The 15,247-nt window shown below is 71.5% G+C and carries 19 protein-coding genes; 12 read left to right on the top strand and 7 right to left on the bottom strand.

Annotated elements, in window-relative coordinates; genetic code table 11:
• The first annotated feature begins 47 nt into the window (after nucleotides 1-47).
• Nucleotides 48-1,550, top strand: a complete 1,503-nt coding sequence (locus tag A3CE_RS0148015) for an FAD-dependent oxidoreductase (RefSeq protein WP_020647279.1) — start codon at nucleotides 48-50, stop codon at nucleotides 1,548-1,550.
• Between the two features lie 79 nt (nucleotides 1,551-1,629).
• Here the strand turns inward: A3CE_RS0148015 and A3CE_RS0148010 are convergent, their stop codons facing one another.
• Entirely contained in the window at nucleotides 1,630-2,154 is a 525-nt protein-coding gene (locus tag A3CE_RS0148010) for a DUF1360 domain-containing protein (RefSeq protein ID WP_020647278.1), read from the bottom strand.
• Nucleotides 2,155-2,348: 194 nt separating this feature from the next.
• Here A3CE_RS0148010 and A3CE_RS0148000 point away from each other — a divergent pair, with 194 nt between their 5' ends.
• Both A3CE_RS0148000 and A3CE_RS0147995 read left to right on the top strand, forming a co-directional pair.
• On the top strand, nucleotides 2,349-3,362 hold the full coding sequence (locus A3CE_RS0148000; RefSeq protein WP_026469573.1) for a DNA topoisomerase IB: 1,014 nt from the start codon (nucleotides 2,349-2,351) through the stop codon (nucleotides 3,360-3,362).
• Between the two features lie 158 nt (nucleotides 3,363-3,520).
• Nucleotides 3,521-3,856: a hypothetical protein gene (locus A3CE_RS0147995; RefSeq protein ID WP_245589743.1), complete on the top strand. Its 336-nt coding sequence runs from the start codon at nucleotides 3,521-3,523 to the stop codon at nucleotides 3,854-3,856.
• Between the two features lie 17 nt (nucleotides 3,857-3,873).
• Here the strand turns inward: A3CE_RS0147995 and A3CE_RS0147990 are convergent, their stop codons facing one another.
• Nucleotides 3,874-4,713, bottom strand: coding sequence for a peptidase associated/transthyretin-like domain-containing protein (locus A3CE_RS0147990; RefSeq protein WP_020647274.1), 840 nt, complete (start codon nucleotides 4,711-4,713; stop codon nucleotides 3,874-3,876).
• Between the two features lie 184 nt (nucleotides 4,714-4,897).
• Between A3CE_RS0147990 and A3CE_RS0147985 the strand changes: the two genes are divergently transcribed.
• From A3CE_RS0147985 to A3CE_RS0147950, 8 genes are all read left to right on the top strand, one after another.
• Entirely contained in the window at nucleotides 4,898-5,287 is a 390-nt protein-coding gene (locus tag A3CE_RS0147985) for a nuclear transport factor 2 family protein (RefSeq protein WP_020647273.1), read from the top strand.
• 6 nt (nucleotides 5,288-5,293) lie between these two features.
• Nucleotides 5,294-5,866 (top strand): PadR family transcriptional regulator, encoded by a 573-nt coding sequence (locus tag A3CE_RS0147980; protein WP_020647272.1) that lies wholly within the window; start codon nucleotides 5,294-5,296, stop codon nucleotides 5,864-5,866.
• 146 nt (nucleotides 5,867-6,012) lie between these two features.
• The gene (locus tag A3CE_RS0147975; RefSeq protein WP_020647271.1) at nucleotides 6,013-7,203 is read left to right on the top strand and encodes a hypothetical protein; all 1,191 of its coding nucleotides are present in this window, start codon (nucleotides 6,013-6,015) and stop codon (nucleotides 7,201-7,203) included.
• Nucleotides 7,204-7,323: 120 nt separating this feature from the next.
• Nucleotides 7,324-8,199 carry a helix-turn-helix domain-containing protein gene (locus tag A3CE_RS0147970; RefSeq protein WP_020647270.1) on the top strand — a complete coding sequence of 292 codons (876 nt, stop codon included), beginning with the start codon at nucleotides 7,324-7,326 and terminating at the stop codon, nucleotides 8,197-8,199.
• Between the two features lie 78 nt (nucleotides 8,200-8,277).
• On the top strand, nucleotides 8,278-9,171 hold the full coding sequence (locus A3CE_RS0147965) for an MBL fold metallo-hydrolase (protein WP_020647269.1): 894 nt from the start codon (nucleotides 8,278-8,280) through the stop codon (nucleotides 9,169-9,171).
• Nucleotides 9,172-9,276: 105 nt separating this feature from the next.
• Nucleotides 9,277-9,537 carry a GlsB/YeaQ/YmgE family stress response membrane protein gene (locus A3CE_RS0147960; protein ID WP_013225295.1) on the top strand — a complete coding sequence of 87 codons (261 nt, stop codon included), beginning with the start codon at nucleotides 9,277-9,279 and terminating at the stop codon, nucleotides 9,535-9,537.
• A 188-nt stretch (nucleotides 9,538-9,725) separates the two neighbouring features.
• Nucleotides 9,726-9,962: a hypothetical protein gene (locus A3CE_RS0147955; RefSeq protein WP_020647268.1), complete on the top strand. Its 237-nt coding sequence runs from the start codon at nucleotides 9,726-9,728 to the stop codon at nucleotides 9,960-9,962.
• 62 nt (nucleotides 9,963-10,024) lie between these two features.
• Nucleotides 10,025-10,426: an ATP-binding protein gene (locus A3CE_RS0147950; protein WP_026469572.1), complete on the top strand. Its 402-nt coding sequence runs from the start codon at nucleotides 10,025-10,027 to the stop codon at nucleotides 10,424-10,426.
• Between the two features lie 16 nt (nucleotides 10,427-10,442).
• Here the strand turns inward: A3CE_RS0147950 and A3CE_RS0147945 are convergent, their stop codons facing one another.
• The 5 genes from A3CE_RS0147945 to A3CE_RS0147925 all read right to left on the bottom strand — a co-directional run bounded on the left by A3CE_RS0147945 (nucleotide 10,443) and on the right by A3CE_RS0147925 (nucleotide 13,428).
• Nucleotides 10,443-11,081, bottom strand: a complete 639-nt coding sequence (locus tag A3CE_RS0147945) for a hypothetical protein (RefSeq protein ID WP_020647266.1) — start codon at nucleotides 11,079-11,081, stop codon at nucleotides 10,443-10,445.
• Nucleotides 11,078-12,205: a hypothetical protein gene (locus A3CE_RS0147940; RefSeq protein WP_020647265.1), complete on the bottom strand. Its 1,128-nt coding sequence runs from the start codon at nucleotides 12,203-12,205 to the stop codon at nucleotides 11,078-11,080. Before A3CE_RS0147940 ends, A3CE_RS0147945 begins: the two co-directional genes overlap by 4 nt.
• The gene (locus A3CE_RS0147935; protein ID WP_020647264.1) at nucleotides 12,202-12,537 is read right to left on the bottom strand and encodes a hypothetical protein; all 336 of its coding nucleotides are present in this window, start codon (nucleotides 12,535-12,537) and stop codon (nucleotides 12,202-12,204) included. The genes A3CE_RS0147940 and A3CE_RS0147935 overlap by 4 nt, the downstream gene beginning before the upstream one ends.
• Nucleotides 12,538-12,545: 8 nt before the next feature.
• Entirely contained in the window at nucleotides 12,546-13,037 is a 492-nt protein-coding gene (locus tag A3CE_RS0147930) for a YbaB/EbfC family nucleoid-associated protein (RefSeq protein ID WP_020647263.1), read from the bottom strand.
• Between the two features lie 88 nt (nucleotides 13,038-13,125).
• Nucleotides 13,126-13,428 carry a DUF1905 domain-containing protein gene (locus A3CE_RS0147925; RefSeq protein ID WP_020647262.1) on the bottom strand — a complete coding sequence of 101 codons (303 nt, stop codon included), beginning with the start codon at nucleotides 13,426-13,428 and terminating at the stop codon, nucleotides 13,126-13,128.
• 160 nt (nucleotides 13,429-13,588) lie between these two features.
• Here A3CE_RS0147925 and A3CE_RS0147920 point away from each other — a divergent pair, with 160 nt between their 5' ends.
• Nucleotides 13,589-15,241: a glutamate--tRNA ligase gene (locus A3CE_RS0147920; RefSeq protein ID WP_020647261.1), complete on the top strand. Its 1,653-nt coding sequence runs from the start codon at nucleotides 13,589-13,591 to the stop codon at nucleotides 15,239-15,241.
• The last annotated feature ends 6 nt before the right edge of the window (nucleotides 15,242-15,247 follow it).

Here is a 15,247-nt window from a genome sequence, read left to right as displayed (position 1 = left end):
GGGCCGGATGGCCGGTTTGGCCCGGCGATGAGCGGGCATCCGCAGGCATGACAGCCCTGCCCGAGCCGCTTTCGCTGTGGATCGAGACCGCCCCCGCCCCGGATCGCACCGGCGTGCCGGTGCCCGGGTCCGCCGACGTCGCGGTGCTCGGGGCGGGCATCGCCGGGCTCACCACCGCGCTGCTGCTCGCCCGCGGCGGCCGGTCGGTGGTCGTGCTGGAGGCCGAACGGGTCGCCGCCGGGGTGTCCGGCCACACCACCGCCAAGGTCAGCGCCCAGCACGGGGCGAAGTACGCGGAGCTGACGGCCCGGCACGGCGCTCCAGCCGCGAAGATCTACGCCGGGACCCAGGCCGCGGCGGGCGAGTGGATCGCCGGCACGGCGGCCGAGCTGGGGATCGACTGCGGGTTCACCCGCGCCGACAGCTACGTCTACACCACGCGCGAAAAGACGGTGGACTCGCTCAAGCGGGAAGCCGACGCCGCCGCGGCGGCGGGCCTGCCGGCGTCGTTCACCGAGGACGTCGCCCTCGACGTGCCCGCGCTCGGCGCCGTGCGGACCACCGGGCAGGCACACTTCCACCCGCGCCGGTGGCTGCTCGGCCTGGCCGCCGAGATCGAGCGGGCGGGCGGGACCATCGTCGAGCACGCCCGCGCGACCGCGGTGAACGGGCAGACCGTCCGCACTTCGCGAGGCGACGTCGTGGCGGGCGACGTCGTCGTCGCGACCCACTACCCGGTGCTCGACCGCGGCCTGTACTTCGCCCGGCTCGACCCGGTGCGCGATCTCGTGGTCGCCGGCCCGGCGGCCGGGAACGCCACGGTGGAAGGCATGTTCCTCGACGCCGACACGCACCATTCCGTGCGCAGGTACACCGAGCGGGGCACGCCGATGGTGATCGCCGGCGGCGAGCACTACCGCGTCGGCGCCCACGTCAACGTCGAACGCCGGTACCAGCGGCTCGCGGACTGGGCGGACGAGCACGCGGGCCTGCACCGCGTGACCCACCGCTGGTCGGCGCACGACATGTCCACTGTGGACAAACTGCCGTACGTCGGCCGGTACCTGCCCGGGACGAAGGACCTGTGGGTGGCCACCGGGTTCGGCCAGTGGGGCATGACCGGCGGCACCGCGGCCGGGCACGTCCTCGCGGCGCGGATCCTCGGCGAGCCACACCCGGCCGCGGACCTGTTCGACCCCAACCGCTTCGACCCGCGGTCGGTCCTCGAGGTCGCCCAGGACAACCTGATCGTCGCGAAGTACCTGGTCGGCGACCACGTCGCGGCGCTGTGGCGGTCGGAGAAGCTCGACGACCTCCAGCCCGGCGAGGCCGAGGTGGTTCGCGTCGGCGGCGAGCTCGTCGCCGCCCACCGCGACGACACCGGGCAGCTGCACACGGTCGGCGCGCACTGCACCCACCTCGGCTGCCTGGTTTCCTTCAACGACGCCGAAAGGACCTGGGACTGCCCCTGTCACGGCTCCCGGTTCGGCGTGGACGGCGAAGTCGTGCAAGGCCCGGCGGTCCGGCCGCTGCACCGCGGCCCGCGATGACAGCAACAACAGGGGTGACCGGCCGGAGGAGACGTTCCTCCCCTCTGCAGCGAAGAACGTCCCCTCCGGGCTCGGGCGGCTAACCGGACGCGAGCTTCTTGCCCGCGTCGTAGAGCAGGTGCAGGGCGTCCGCCATGCCCACGGCGGTCAGCACCGTGGCCGCCAGGCGGGCCGGCCGCGGCGCGATCACCAGGCCCGCGGCGAGCCCGGTGCCGATCCAGACGTTCAGGCAGAACGGGCACGAAAGAAGCTCGCCCACCGCGTGCTCGACGGGCCCCTTCCCGGGCACCGACTCGTTCAGCTCGTCGTTGCCGGCCGGCTCTTCGTACCGGGTGAACGGCGCGCGCACCGGGCTGGTGACCGCGTCCTTGGCCAGGAGCCGGCTGGCCTTGAACGTCGCCGCGGCCAGCAGCACCGTGTCGCCGGCGCCGAACCGGCGAGGCAGCCGGGCCCCGGCGGCGCGGCCCAGCAGGGTCAGCCCGCCGACGAAGGCGCCGTACACGCCCATCACCCCGACGTAGCCGGCCAGTGGCCGGTCGGCCTCGCCGGCGTAGCCGCGTTGGACCCGCTTCGCCTTCTCGGCGACTTCCTTGACCACGCTCATGCGTCCGCCGATCCCTCGTGCCGGGCGAACTGCCTCGCCGGCTCGAGCCCGATCCCGCCGGACGCGCCGGTGAGGACGGCCCGCGGGCTGGTTGCGGTGGTCATGCGTGCTCCTTTCGTCCTTTCGTGGCGGCTACCCGCCGCGGCGGGCGGCAATCATGGTTTCCCGGTACGCCGGGCGGGTATTTCGCGGCGGTGGGACGCACCAGACTCCGGCGCAGTGACCTGCGCGGCCCCGGCATCCGGCGGATCCGCCGCGGCCGCGGGTTCTCCTATGCCATGCCCGACGGCTCGCCGGTGACCGACGCCGAGCTGCTCGAGCGGATCAAGGCGCTGGTCATCCCGCCCGCGTGGCGGAACGTGTGGATCTGCCCGTACCCGAACGGGCACGTCCAGGCGGTCGGGACCGACGACGCCGGGCGGCGCCAGTACCTCTACCACGAGCAGTGGCGGCGGGATCGCGACGAGGAAAAGCACGACCGCGTGCTGCAGCTGGCGCGCCGGCTGCCGAAGTGGCGGGCCCAGGTCGAGGCCGACCTCGCCGGCCGCGGCCTGACGAGGAAACGGGTGCTCGCCGCGGCGCTGCGGATGCTGGACCGGGGCATCTTCCGCACCGGTGGCGAAGAGTACGCGGAGGAGAACGGCACCCACGGCGTCGCCACACTGCTGCGGGAGCACGCCGCCGTCCGCGGCGGCGAATGCCGGTTCTGCTACGTCGCCAAAGGCGGCCTCGACCGGGAGGTGGCGATCCGGGACCCCGAGCTGGCCGCGGTGGTGAAGTCGCTGCTGCGCAGCCGGTCCGGCAGCGACCGGCTGCTCGTCTACCGCGAGGGCGGGACCTGGCGCGAGGTGCACGCCGCCGACATCAACGAGCGGTTCAAGGAGCTGGCCGGCGAGGACTGCACGGCGAAGGACATGCGGACCTGGAACGCGACGGTGCTGGCCGCCGCCGCGTTCGCCGCGGCGGACCCGCCGACGTCGGAGACCGCCCGCAAGCGCGCGGAGGCGAAGGTGATGAAGGAGGTCTCGAAGGCGCTCGGCAACACCCCGGCCGTCTGCCGGTCGTCCTATGTGGACCCCCGGCTGGTCGAGGCCTTCCGCGGCGAGCGCACGATCGCCCCCGCGCTCGAGCGGGCGGCACGGCTGGACGGCGACGAGGCACGGACGGTGCTCGAAAAGGCCTGCATGCGCCTGCTGAAGGCGTCGTGATTTCGTGATTGAAGATCACCCGGAAGGGGAACCCGCCGGGCGCGCAGACGTCCCCAAGCAGCAGGGGTCCACGAGCGACAGGGGGCACGGTGAGTGAACGCCGATCCATCCGAACGTGTACTGGCCCGCGGACCCGGCCGTCCGGGACGCTGGAGACGATGAAACCGGACCCCTCCCCCGTGCGCTGGCGCGCGTCGATCGGCCTCGCCGTCGGCGACGGCCCGGTGTCGAGCATCGTGGAGTCCGACCACGGCAGCGAAGGCTCCGCGCGGGAGTGGATCGAGCACAAGCTGCCCCGCGCCCGTTTCCCGGCCTGGATCCCGCCCGCCCGCCGCGCGGACGGCGTCGAGCTGTTCGGCCGGGTGGCCCGCGGCCGGGTCGTCACAGGCCGGCTCGTGCCGACGTGGGAGTCCGACACGGGCACCGCGGTCTGGCACGCCGACCGGGCCGGCGACCACGTACAGTGGCGCCGCTGCCCGGCCGGCGAGCGCTGAAGCCGGTCTACCAGCGGCTACACGCCGTCGTGGTCGGGGTCGGCGTTCAGCACGATGCAGCCGACGTACCCGTCAGGGGCCTTGGTCACCTTCAGCAGCATGCTCGGCTGGTAGATCGAGTCACCGTCGTTGAAGGTGTCCCGGCCGGTGCGCTGTGCGTACGGCTGCTTGGCCAGCACCTCGGCGTTCAGCGCTTCGTCGAACATGAGCTGCGTGGTCAGCGTCTTCTCGTTGCCGACGTGCACCATCACGTGGACGTGCACGGTGCGGCCGCGGTACCAGCCCGGCCAGATCGTCGTGAACTCGACGATCCCGCGCTGGTTGGTGACCTGGGCGCCGCGCAGGTACCGCTTGTCGTCGGTGGGCTCGAGGTCGGCGTTCCCGCCGGGCGGCGTGCCGGTGGGCGGGGTGCCGGTCGGCGGGGTGCCGGTCGGCGGCGTCCCACCCCCGCCGCCGGAGGCCGCTTCCGCGCCGGAGTACAGGCCGCCCGCGTCGCAGTGCCAGATCTCGACCACCGCGTGCGGAATGGGCTTGCACGTCTCGCTGTCCTGCACCTGCAACGCCAGCCGCAGCTTCACGCCCTGCTTGTCCTCGCGGATGTCGCTGCGGATCTTGTCGGCGTCGAAGTAGTACGGCCCCTGCGTGGTGGAAGCGGTGAGCGTGCACGTCCGCGCGCCGGCGAACAGCGCGGTCAGGTCCGCGTCGGTGACCGCCTGCAGCGCGACCGTTTCCCCGGTGGTCGTCGTGACCGGGCTCTTCCCCGCGCACGCCGTGACGAGCGCGCCCAAGCCGACCGAGCTCACGCCGGCGAGCAGCCGCCGCCTGCTGACCCGCTGTCCTTCGTGGTCGTTTCCCATGCCTGTCCCTTCGTGGTGGTCGGGGTAATGGCCGGTTGACTTCCGCCTGACCCGGCCTTGGGCCAGCGTGGCGAGCACAGCTGTGCCAGGGCTGTGGTGGAGCTGTGCGTCGCCGATCGGTCACGGAAGGCGAGCGGGTACGCTGATCTGCGGTACTCAACAAATTGACTAGGTGAGGTGCGCTGTGAGCAGCTTCCGCAAGGCCGTCGAGGCCCGCGACCCCGACGCCATGGCCGCGACGCTGGCGGAGAACGTGGTGTTCCGCAGCCCCGTGGCGTTCAAGCCGTACCCGGGGAAGGCGATCACGGCCGCGATCCTGCGCGGCGTCCTGCGCGTGTTCGAGGATTTCCGGTACGTGCGCGAGCTGACCGGCGGCGAAGGCCGGGACCACGCGCTCGTCTTCGAAGCCCGGATCGGCGACGTGCGGGTCGAGGGCTGCGACTTCCTGCACCTGGACGAACACGGCCTGATCGACGAGTTCACGGTGATGGTCCGCCCGCTGTCGGCGGCGCAGGCGCTGGCCGAGGCGATGGCGGCGCAGTTCGACCGGATCCAGCGCGAAGCAATCAACTAGTTGAGTATGGCGCTGCGGCACGCACTGATGGCGGCGCTGCTCGAGGGCGAGGCGTCGGGCTACGACCTGGCGAAGGGGTTCGACGCCTCGGTGGCCAACTTCTGGGCGGCGACGCCGCAGCAGCTCTACCGCGAGCTCGACCACATGGCGGCCGACGGGCTGGTGCACGCCCGGGTCGTGCACCAGGAGCGGCGGCCGGACAAGCGGCTGTTCTCGCTGACCGAAGCCGGGCACCGGGCACTGCACGAGTTCACGGCCCGCCCGCCGCGCCCGGGGGTGATCCGCGACGAGCTGCTGGTCCAGGTCCAGGCGGTCGACGCGGGTGACGGGGCGGCGGTCCGGCGCGCGCTCGAGGAGCGGCTGAGCCGGGCGGAGGCGAAGATCACCCGTTACGAAGGGCTTCGCGCGCGGTTGCTGGACGGCCGCTTCGAGGACGACTACCTCGCCGAAGCCGAGCGGATCGGCCCGTACCTGACGTTGATGCGCGGCCTGTCGTTCGAGCGCGAGAACCTGCGGTGGTGCGAGCAGTCGCTGAAGATCCTCGCGCGCCGGGCAGCCGCGGCTCCCCCGACGTCATGAACGACTCTTTCCTGTCATCCGGCGACAGGAAAGAGTCGTTCACGACGTTCTCCGGCGCGGTCTCGGGTGAGCCGGCCCCCGTCCGATGTGGACTGCCATGGGCGGCTTGTACGGCTCTTGTACGGCCCGCGCCGACGATGGGTCCCATGTCATTGCACCGTCTCACCAAGGCCGCGCTGGCCGCCGGCGTGCTCGCGGGCCTGGTCGCCGCGCCGGCGGCCGCCGCCGCGGCCGCGCCGACGACCCTGCCCGCGGACCAATACACCTTGACCGCCGGCTACAACCAGTTCGACGCGGTGAACAGCGCTCTGGTGTCGACGCTGGGCACCGCGGCCGTCCACACCGTCATGGAGAACGCGAACCACGACCGCACCGCGCTGCCGTCGTCGTTCTCCGTCGCCGGGCTCTCCACGGGGTTCCGGTTCGACAGCGACGACAACTCCGACTGCGCCAACTACCCGCAGGGCATCACCACCAGCCGCGACGCCGTGGGGACGGCGAACGGCGGCAACTACGACGGGCACCAGCTCATCGCGGTCAGCTGGTACACCAAGGACGGCTGCAGCGGTGACCAGTCGCGCAGCCGGATCACCCTGGTCGACTGGGACTCCACCTACCCCAACAAGTACCGCAAGATCCTGCTGGTCGAGCCGACCGGGACCGCGGCGGCACCGGACTTCAAGGACATCCCGATCCACGCCGGCGGCATGTCCTGGTACGGCGACTACCTCTACGTCGCCGACACCGGGAAGGGCATGCGCGTGTTCGACATGCGCAAGATCCTCAAGACGAACGGCGGCGGCACCGCCGACCAGATCGGCCACCAGAGCGGCAGCACGTACTACGCCCACAACTACACCTACGTCCTGCCGCAGGTCGGCACGATCGCCTCGAAGACGACGTCGGGAACGAACCTCGCGTGGTCGTCGATCTCCCTCGACCGCGTCAGCAAGTCGATCGTGATGACCGAGTACACCTGCCCGTCCGGCTGCACGGACTACCCGAACCGGGCGCCGCGGGCGATCCGCTACCCGTTTGCCTCCTCCGGCACCTTCGCCGCCACGACCACGGCGAGCCAGGCGCTGCAGCTGCCCTGGTACAAGCTCAACGGCGTGGCCTCGCACAACGGCCGCTGGTGGTTCCAGTCGTCCGGCCAGAAGCAGCTCTACTACTGGAAGCCGTCGGCCGCCGCGCAGACCTTCGCCTGGGTCAGCAGTGGCGAGAGCATTTCCTACTGGGAGGACGACACCAGCGCCGACCTGCTGTGGTCGCTGCAGGAAGGCGCGGGCAGCCGCAACGTCTTCGCGGTCACCCAGGCCACCTACGGCGGTGGCTGAGCCGGCCTGATCACGACGGGCCCGTCCGGGACAGTTCCCGGACGGGCCCCTTTTTTACTCCGCGAGCCTGACCCCACGAGGGTGTGGCTGCGCTACCCCGCCGCTGCCCATACTGGCTTCATGGAGGCCAGACGACGACTCGGCGAGTTCCTCAAGACCCGCCGTTCCCACCTGCGGCCCGAAGACGTCGGCCTGGCCACGTACGGGGACCGCCGCCGCGTGCCGGGGCTGCGCCGCGAAGAGCTCGCCCAGCTCGCCGGGGTGAGCGCGCCGTACTACTCGCGGCTCGAACAGGGCCAGTCCGCCAACGCCTCGCCCGAGGTGCTGGACGCGCTCGCCCAGGCCCTCCGGCTCGACGACACCGAACGGCGGCACCTGCACGAACTGGCGGCCGGAGCCCGGAAGCCGGGCACCCGCCGCCGTCCGGCGCCGGAGCGCGTCACCCCGGCCGTCCGGCAGCTCCTGGCCACCCTCGGCGACGTGCCGGTGGTCGTGCTCGGCCGGCGCAGCGACGTCCTGGCGTGGAACACCGCCGGGCACGCCCTGTTCGCCGGGCACCTCGACCCGCACGCTCCCGAACAGCCCGGACACCGCCCGAACATGGCGAGGCTGGTGTTCCTCGACCCGCACACCCGCGAGCTGTACGCCGACTGGACCGCCAAGGCCCGCGCGGTGGTGGCGACGCTGCGGATGGCGTCCGGACAGTACCTGGACGATCCGCGGCTGGCCGCGCTGGTCGGCGACCTTTCGGTGCGGAGCAACGAGTTCGCGTCCTTCTGGGCGGACCAGCGGGTCAAGTCCGGCGGCGACGCGGTCTACGAAATGCGCCATCCGCTGGTGGGCACGATGACGGTCACGCACCAGGCGCTGCGCACCGAGCAGGAGCAGCACGTCGTCGTCGCCACCACCGAACCCGGTTCCCCGTCCCACGCGGCGATGACCCTGCTGACCCACACCACCATCACCGCGCGCCGCACCCAGCCCGCGCACGGCTGACACACCCCTTACCCCCCAAGGCATTCGCGACGAATGCCGGGTCGAACGCGCCCGAAACACCCCAGGAGAAAGAGAAAGATGAACGAAATCAAGCTCGGCGACGTCACCGTCACGCGCGTCGAAGAGCAGCACGGCCCGGTCATGCCGGCGCGGGACTTCTTCCCGGACCTGCCGGAGCGGGCGTGGCAGGAGCACCGCCACGAGCTGGAGCCCGACCACCTCACCGCCGACGACCTGGTCCTTTCGGCGATGCAGACCTGGTTGCTGCGCAGCGAAGGCCGCACGATCCTCGTCGACACCGCGGTGGGCAACGACAAGCACCGCCCGGCCGTCCCCGCGTGGGACCACCTGCGGCTGGACTACCTGGACCGGCTCCGCGAAGCGGGCGTCCGGCCGGAGGACGTCGACCTGGTCGTCAACACCCACCTGCACCTCGACCACATCGGGTGGAACACGCGCCTCGCCGACGGCGCGTGGGTGCCGACCTTCCCCAACGCCACCTACCTCATGCCCCGCGCGGACTTCGAGCACTGGGATCCGGCCCGCAACCCGGCTGTCGCCGGCGGCGTCAACGAACACGCCTTCGAAGACAGCATCCAGCCGGTGCACGAGGCAGGCCAGGTCCAGCTGTGGGAAGACAGCCACACGATCGACGCCCACCTCCGCCTCGAAGCCGCACCCGGCCACACCCCCGGCTCCAGCGTCGTGAAGCTGGCGTCCGGGAGCGACCGGGCCCTGTTCGCCGGCGACCTGCTGCACACTCCCCTGCAGCTCGCGGAACCCGGGCACAGCAGCTGTTTCTGCGAAGACCCGGCCCAGGCGAACGACACCCGGCGCCGCCTGCTGGGCTGGGCCGCCGACGAAGCCGTCCTGCTCCTGCCCGCCCACTTCGGCGGCCACAGCGCGCTGGAGGTCGAACGCCACGGCGGCTCGTTCGCCGTCAAGCGGTGGGGGCCGTTCTCCCACCGGTGACCATCGGGTGAGATCCAGGTCACGTCGGCGTGGTTCGGCGAGCCGGGGAGGCGGGCGCCTGCCATCCTGTGCCGTCAAGAAGTAGCGGACGAGAGGACACCCCCCGTGGGCATCATCGCTTGGATCGTGCTCGGTCTCATCGCCGGGGTGATCGCGAAAGCTCTCATGCCGGGCAAGGACCCGGGTGGCTGCATCATCACGATCCTGCTGGGCATCGCGGGCGCGTTCGTCGGCGGCTGGGTGGGCAAGACGCTGTTCCACACCCAGCTCGGCACGTTCTTCGACCTGCGCACCTGGGGCCTGGCGATCCTGGGCGCCCTGATCATCCTGGCCGGCTACCGGCTCATCTTCCACCGCCGCGACTGACCGCACCGGTGGGGGCACCGCGTGGTGCCCCCACCGGTCGTGCGTTCGGGTTGCAGCGGAGATGTTGTGTCACAGCGGTTTTCGAACTGAGGTGAACAAGATACCCCTGTTCGCACGAAGCTGCCCCGCCGTTCGCGTGTCTATGCTGGACACCGGCAAGCCCCACGGTTTCCGGGAAGTTGCGCGACATGAACGACCAGCGGCAGGTGCTCCTCCGGGCGGAATCCCGCCGCGTCGCCGTCCCCGACTTCGGCGGCAGTGACGAGACACTCTCCTACCCCGGTGTCACGCTCACCCGCGTCATCGCCGGCATTCCGGACGACGAGACCTGGCTGCCGATGGGCGACCGGCCCACCGAGGTCGACGACGAAGCCCTGATCGCCGCGCTGCGGGAAGCGTTCCTCTGGCGGATCGGCCTGCACTGAACGGCCGCATGAGTATCGGCCGCGTTTCCGGGTAGACCTCTTCGAAAGGAGGGGTCCGCACGGTGCAAGTGAACTGGGGAGCGGCGGACGAGCCGGGGTGGCAGGTGCTGGACGTCTCCGGTGCCGGCCTTCCGGGGCTGGCGGGCGCCCGCCGGTGGGCCGAGGCCAGGCTGGCGTCGCTCGCCGAACGGCACCGGGTCGACGTCCTGATCGTCGTCGGGGAGCTGCTGGAGAACGCGTACGTGCACGCCGGCGGGCCGGACCAGCTGCGCATCCACCACGCGCTCGACCCCTGTGTGATCACCGTGGCCGTCGCCGACGTCGGAACCGGTGAGCCGCGGCCACGGGTGCCCGGCCGGACCGGCGGGCGCGGCCTGCTCCTGGTCGACCAGCTCGCCTTCGCCTGGGGCGTCAGCCACCACGACGACGGCAAGATCGTGTGGGCGCGCCTCGCGTGCGAATAGCGGCCGGTGGCCTGCTTCAGCGCTGCGGCGGCTTTCCGTTCCAGTGGACGACGTCCGGGAACTCGAGGAACTTCCGCAGGTGCTGCTGCTCGGTGCGGCCGTGGATGGGAAGCCGGAAGATCGAGCCGTCCGGCCAGGTCAGCGTGCTTTTGCGGAAACTGAGCTCCGGCGCCTGCGGCCTGCGTGCTTCCCAGACGATCCGCGGCGGGGGCGCGTCGGCCGGATCGGTGGCGGTCGTCCCGGTGTCCACCACCGCCAGGCACGACGGCGAGCACGCCAGCCACGCGCCCTTCACCGGCCGGAGCCGGTCGGCCAGGTCGAGCGCCATCGCGTTCTCCGGGCCCGAAACGCCGATCTTCCGCTGGAACGGCAGTCCCGGCCGTTCGCCGTTCGCCAGGGCGAAGACGGCGAACACCGCGGCGCCGATCCCGCGCAGGATGTTCCAGAAGAACCGCCGGACGAGCCGCTTCCCCTCGACGGTGCCGTCCTGGCGGCGGCCGGGGACGTCGTAGCCCACGTCGGTGTCGCCGAGATGCAGCACGATGACCGGCTCGCGCCACCGGTCCCGCACCAGCACCTCGACCCGCTCCCGGAACCCGGGGCGGACCCGGGTCTGCTCGGCCCAGCTCTCGACGTTTTCGGCGAACCCGCTCAAATGTCCAGGTCCTTGCGCGTCTCCTCCGGGCTGCGGTCCCCGCCGATCTCGCTCTTGTCGAACCACGGTTCGTCCCCCTCGGCCGTGACGGCTTCCTTGCCTTCGGCGAAGGCGCCCTTGCCCGCCCCGGTGCCGGCCTTCACGCCGGCGCCGGCGAGGAACGGCTTCACGCCGGCCGAGGTGCCGAACATCGTCGTCAGTGCCCGGTTGCTCGGCTGCCAGCCCTCGGCGACCGCGCCGAAGCCGAACTTCGTCTCGCCGGGCATCACGCCGACGCGCAGCTTGCGGGTGAAGACCTCAAGCTTCCCGGAGTACCGGACCAGGAACTCCATGAACTTGTCGAGCAGCTTGCCGAACTTGCCGAGATAACGCGTCACCTTCTGCAGCACACTGGCCGCCTTGGCGATGGACGCGGTCATCGCCGCCGCGACGGTGCCGCCGAAGCTGATCACCGAAGCGGCCAGCGCGGGCAGCCACAGGGTGATCAGCCAGGAGACCAGCTCGGTGATGATCCCCTTGATCACCTCTTCGATGACCACCATGACCATCGACCACATCTGCAGCACCTCGGCCACCGAACCGGCGGCCGAGCCGACGCCGCGGATGCCGGCGGAGAAGTCGCCGAGGGCTTCCTTCGCCGCGTTGCCCGCCTCGTCCACCCACTCGGCCAGCGCAGCGTCGCCGGTGCGCTCGAAGTCGTCGGCGAGCGCGACGAACCCCTGCGCGATCGTGACGAAGTTTTCCGACGCGTGCCCGATGGCCGGGCCGTCGCCGGTGACCTGGTGCAGCGCGTCCTGCAGCGGCTGGACCAGTTCGAGCAGCATGTTGAGGCCGTGGCTGACCAGCCAGCCGATCGGGTCCATGGCGAAGGTGACCATGTCGCCGGCGGCGGCGCCGACGAACGCCGCGCCGTCGCCGACCAGCGCGGCCCCGGCGGACGCCAGCTCGCCCGGGCCGTCGGCCTCCGCGGCCTGCCGGGCGTGCTCGCCGATCTTCTTGCCGGCCTTGTAGGCGGTGCCGGCCACCGGCACGTAGCCCGCCGCGCGGTCGAGGTTGGCGCCCGTGCTCTCGTCGTAGGCCCCGACGTTCAGCGCGTCGGCGATGCTCTTCTTCGGCTCGGTCATTCGCCCTTCCCCACCGCGTCGATTTCCGCCTCGTACCGGCCGAAGGTGACCTTCCCGGCGTCTTCCGCGCCCTGGTACATCTCCGCGGCCTTGGTGAGCTTGGTGGTGAAGCCGTCCACGCCGTCCTTGAGGTCGGTGAGCAGGGAACGCAGCTCGGTGAGGCGCTCGGTGTAGCCCTGCTTGGCGAAGAGGCCGACGAGGCCCCACGCTTCGCCGGTCACGTCCGCGGCGTCGATCTTGGCGCCGAACTTCTCCGCTTCCTGCTCGTAGTAGGGCAGCTGCCGGGCGTAGGCGGAGATCGCGGCGATGTTCGTCTGTATTCCGTCTGGCATGGCGTTCCCTAGGATCGGCGGAGGATGGGGCCCTGGCCGAAGTCGTCGTCGTCCTCGGCGGGCCGTCGGGCGGGCCGCGACGGCGGCCGCGGCTGCTGCTCCGACGCGGGCTCGGCCGCCGTGGTTCCGAACGCCTCGGCCTGGGCTTCGCGGACCTGCGCCGAGACGTCGACGCCGAACGCGTCGCCGAAGGCGTCGTCCACGATGCCGGCCTGCTGCTGCGCGGCCCCGGCCACCGCCCGGCGGATGGTGTCCATGATCGTCGCGGCGAGCTGCCCCGCTTCCACGCGCGTGGCCCCGGCGGTGAGCCGCAGGCCGGTGATGGTCCCGCCGGCGCCCGCGGTCACCGTCACGGTCCCGTCCGGCGAGGTGACGGTGGTCTCGAGCCGGGCGATCCGCTCCTGCATGTCCCCCACACCGGCGAAGCGCGCCTCGGCTTGGCGCACCTTGCTCTGGAAGTTCTGGAACTGGGCGATCAGCTCGTCCATCTCGGCGGACATCGTGTCTCCCTTTGCGCGGTTCGGGGCCTGTGTCCGCATCATGGCAGATCCGTTCGGCCGCCGATCGCGTTTCGCGCCGATCGCGCGATCAGAAGCCGACGAGCTCCACGGTCACGGTGCAGGTGTCCCCCACGTCGAGGCCTTCGGCCGCCCGGACGGCCCGCTTGAGGGGCAGGACGTAGGCCTCGCGCGAACCGTCCGGGAAGATCGAGGTCTGCCACCTGGTGGCCCCGATCGTCACCCGGACGCGCACCGAACCGAAGCCCCGCCGCGGCTCGGCGGCGAGCTCGCGGATGTCGTCCGACGCGTCGGCGGGCAGGCTGACGAAGACCCAGCTGTCGGTGCGCCGGGCATCCCATTCCCACAGCCGCGCCTCGAAGACGATGATCACGCCCGCAGTGTCACACGGGGCACCGACACGAATGAAGTGAACACCTCGGCCCAGCACCACCTGCCCGGACGGGCCGGCGGGCCACCCGGCTAGGCTCTTCGTCGGCGAAAACGACCAGCTTCGCCGACGAAAGCGCACCACGACGCGGGGAGAACACCCAATGCCGGACCGAGCGGTCATCGACGCCCTCTTCCCTGCCGACCTGCCCGAGCCCGAGCACTGGGAGCAGCAGTACCCCGCCCGCGACCTCCCCGAAGGCGCGCTGGTCACGCGCCTGGGTCCGTCGCCGACCGGGTTCGTGCACCTCGGCGGCATCTACGTCGGCCTCATCGACCAGGACGTCGCCCGGCGCTCCGGCGGCCGCTACCTCGTCCGCGTCGAGGACACCGACCAGTCCCGCGAGGTCGAAGGCGCCCTCGCGCAGTTCGAGCGCGGCTTCTCCTACTTCCACCTCGCCGCCGACGAGGACCTCGGCCGCGGCGGCGGCTACGGCCCCTACCAGCAGTCCGCCCGCGAGCGGATCTACCTCACCTACGTCCGCGACCTCCTCCGCCAGGGCAAGGCCTACCTCGACTTCGCCACGAAGGAGGAGCTGGCCGCCATCACCCAGCGGCAGCAGGCCACCAAGCTGCCCACCGGCTACTACGGCAGCTGGGCGATCTGGCGCGACGCCGACCCGGCCGACGTCCAGGCCAAGCTCGACGCCGGCGACCCGTACGTCGTGCGGTTCCGCGCCCCTGACGACACCGGCGCCCGCGCCCGGTTCACCGACGCCATCCGCGGCCCGCTGGAAGCCGAGGCCAACCGCAACGACGTCGTCATCCTCAAGAGCTCCGACCAGAGCCCGCGGCTGCCGACCTACCACTTCGCCCACGCCGTCGACGACCACCTCATGCGGGTGAACCTGGTGATCCGCGGCGACGAGTGGATCTCGTCGGTCCCGGTGCACCAGCAGCTGTTCGACGCGCTCGGCTTCGAGCCGGTCACCTACGCGCACATCGCGCCGCTGATGAAGCAGGAGGGCGGCAGCAAGCGCAAGCTGTCCAAGCGCAAGGACCCGGAAGCGTCCGTCGACTTCTTCATCGAGGCCGGCTACCCCGCCGAAGCCGTCCTGTACTACCTGCGCGGCCTCGTCAACGGCCGGCTCGCGGAGATGCCGCTGGAGCAGGCCCTGACCGAGCCGATCAACCTCGACGAGTGCGGCGTCGCCGGCCCGCTGGTCGACCTGGTCAAGCTCGACGACATCGCGGCGGATCACATCGCCACCCTCTCGGGCGCCGAGATCCTGGCCGCGGTCCGCTCCTGGGCCGAGCGGTTCGACCCCGAACTGCGCCGGGTCCTCGACGACGAGCCCGACCTGGCCCTGCGCGCGCTGGCCGTCGAGCGCGACGGCGCCGAGAATCCCCGCAAGGACCTGAAGAAGTGGAGCGAATTCCGCCCCGTCTACGGCTTCTTCTTCCCCCAGCTCCACGCGGCCGTCAGCGGTCCCGACGACGAACGCATCGCCGCGCTCGGTGTCGACCGCGTGGTCGTGCAGGCCGTCGCCCGGGACTTCGCCGCCGACTACCGCCAGCTCGACGACGGCCAGGAGTGGTTCGAGCAGATCCGCGCCGTCGCGGCCAAGCACGGCTTCGCCCGCAACGCCAAGGAGTTCAAGAAGAACCCGGAGGCGTTCCCCGGCTCGATCCGCGAAGCCTCGCAGATCATCCGCATCGCGCTCACCGGGTCGACGCGCAGCCCCGACCTCCACGCGATCACGCGGGCACTGGGCCAGGAGGAGGTCCTGAACCGGATCTCGGCGCTCACCAAGTAGTCAGGC

Origin of the sequence: Amycolatopsis balhimycina FH 1894 (genome assembly GCF_000384295.1) — a bacterium.
Classification (GTDB): domain Bacteria; phylum Actinomycetota; class Actinomycetes; order Mycobacteriales; family Pseudonocardiaceae; genus Amycolatopsis; species Amycolatopsis balhimycina.
Note: the sequence above shows the minus strand (reverse complement) of the source record. Positions and strands in the feature narration are given on the sequence as shown.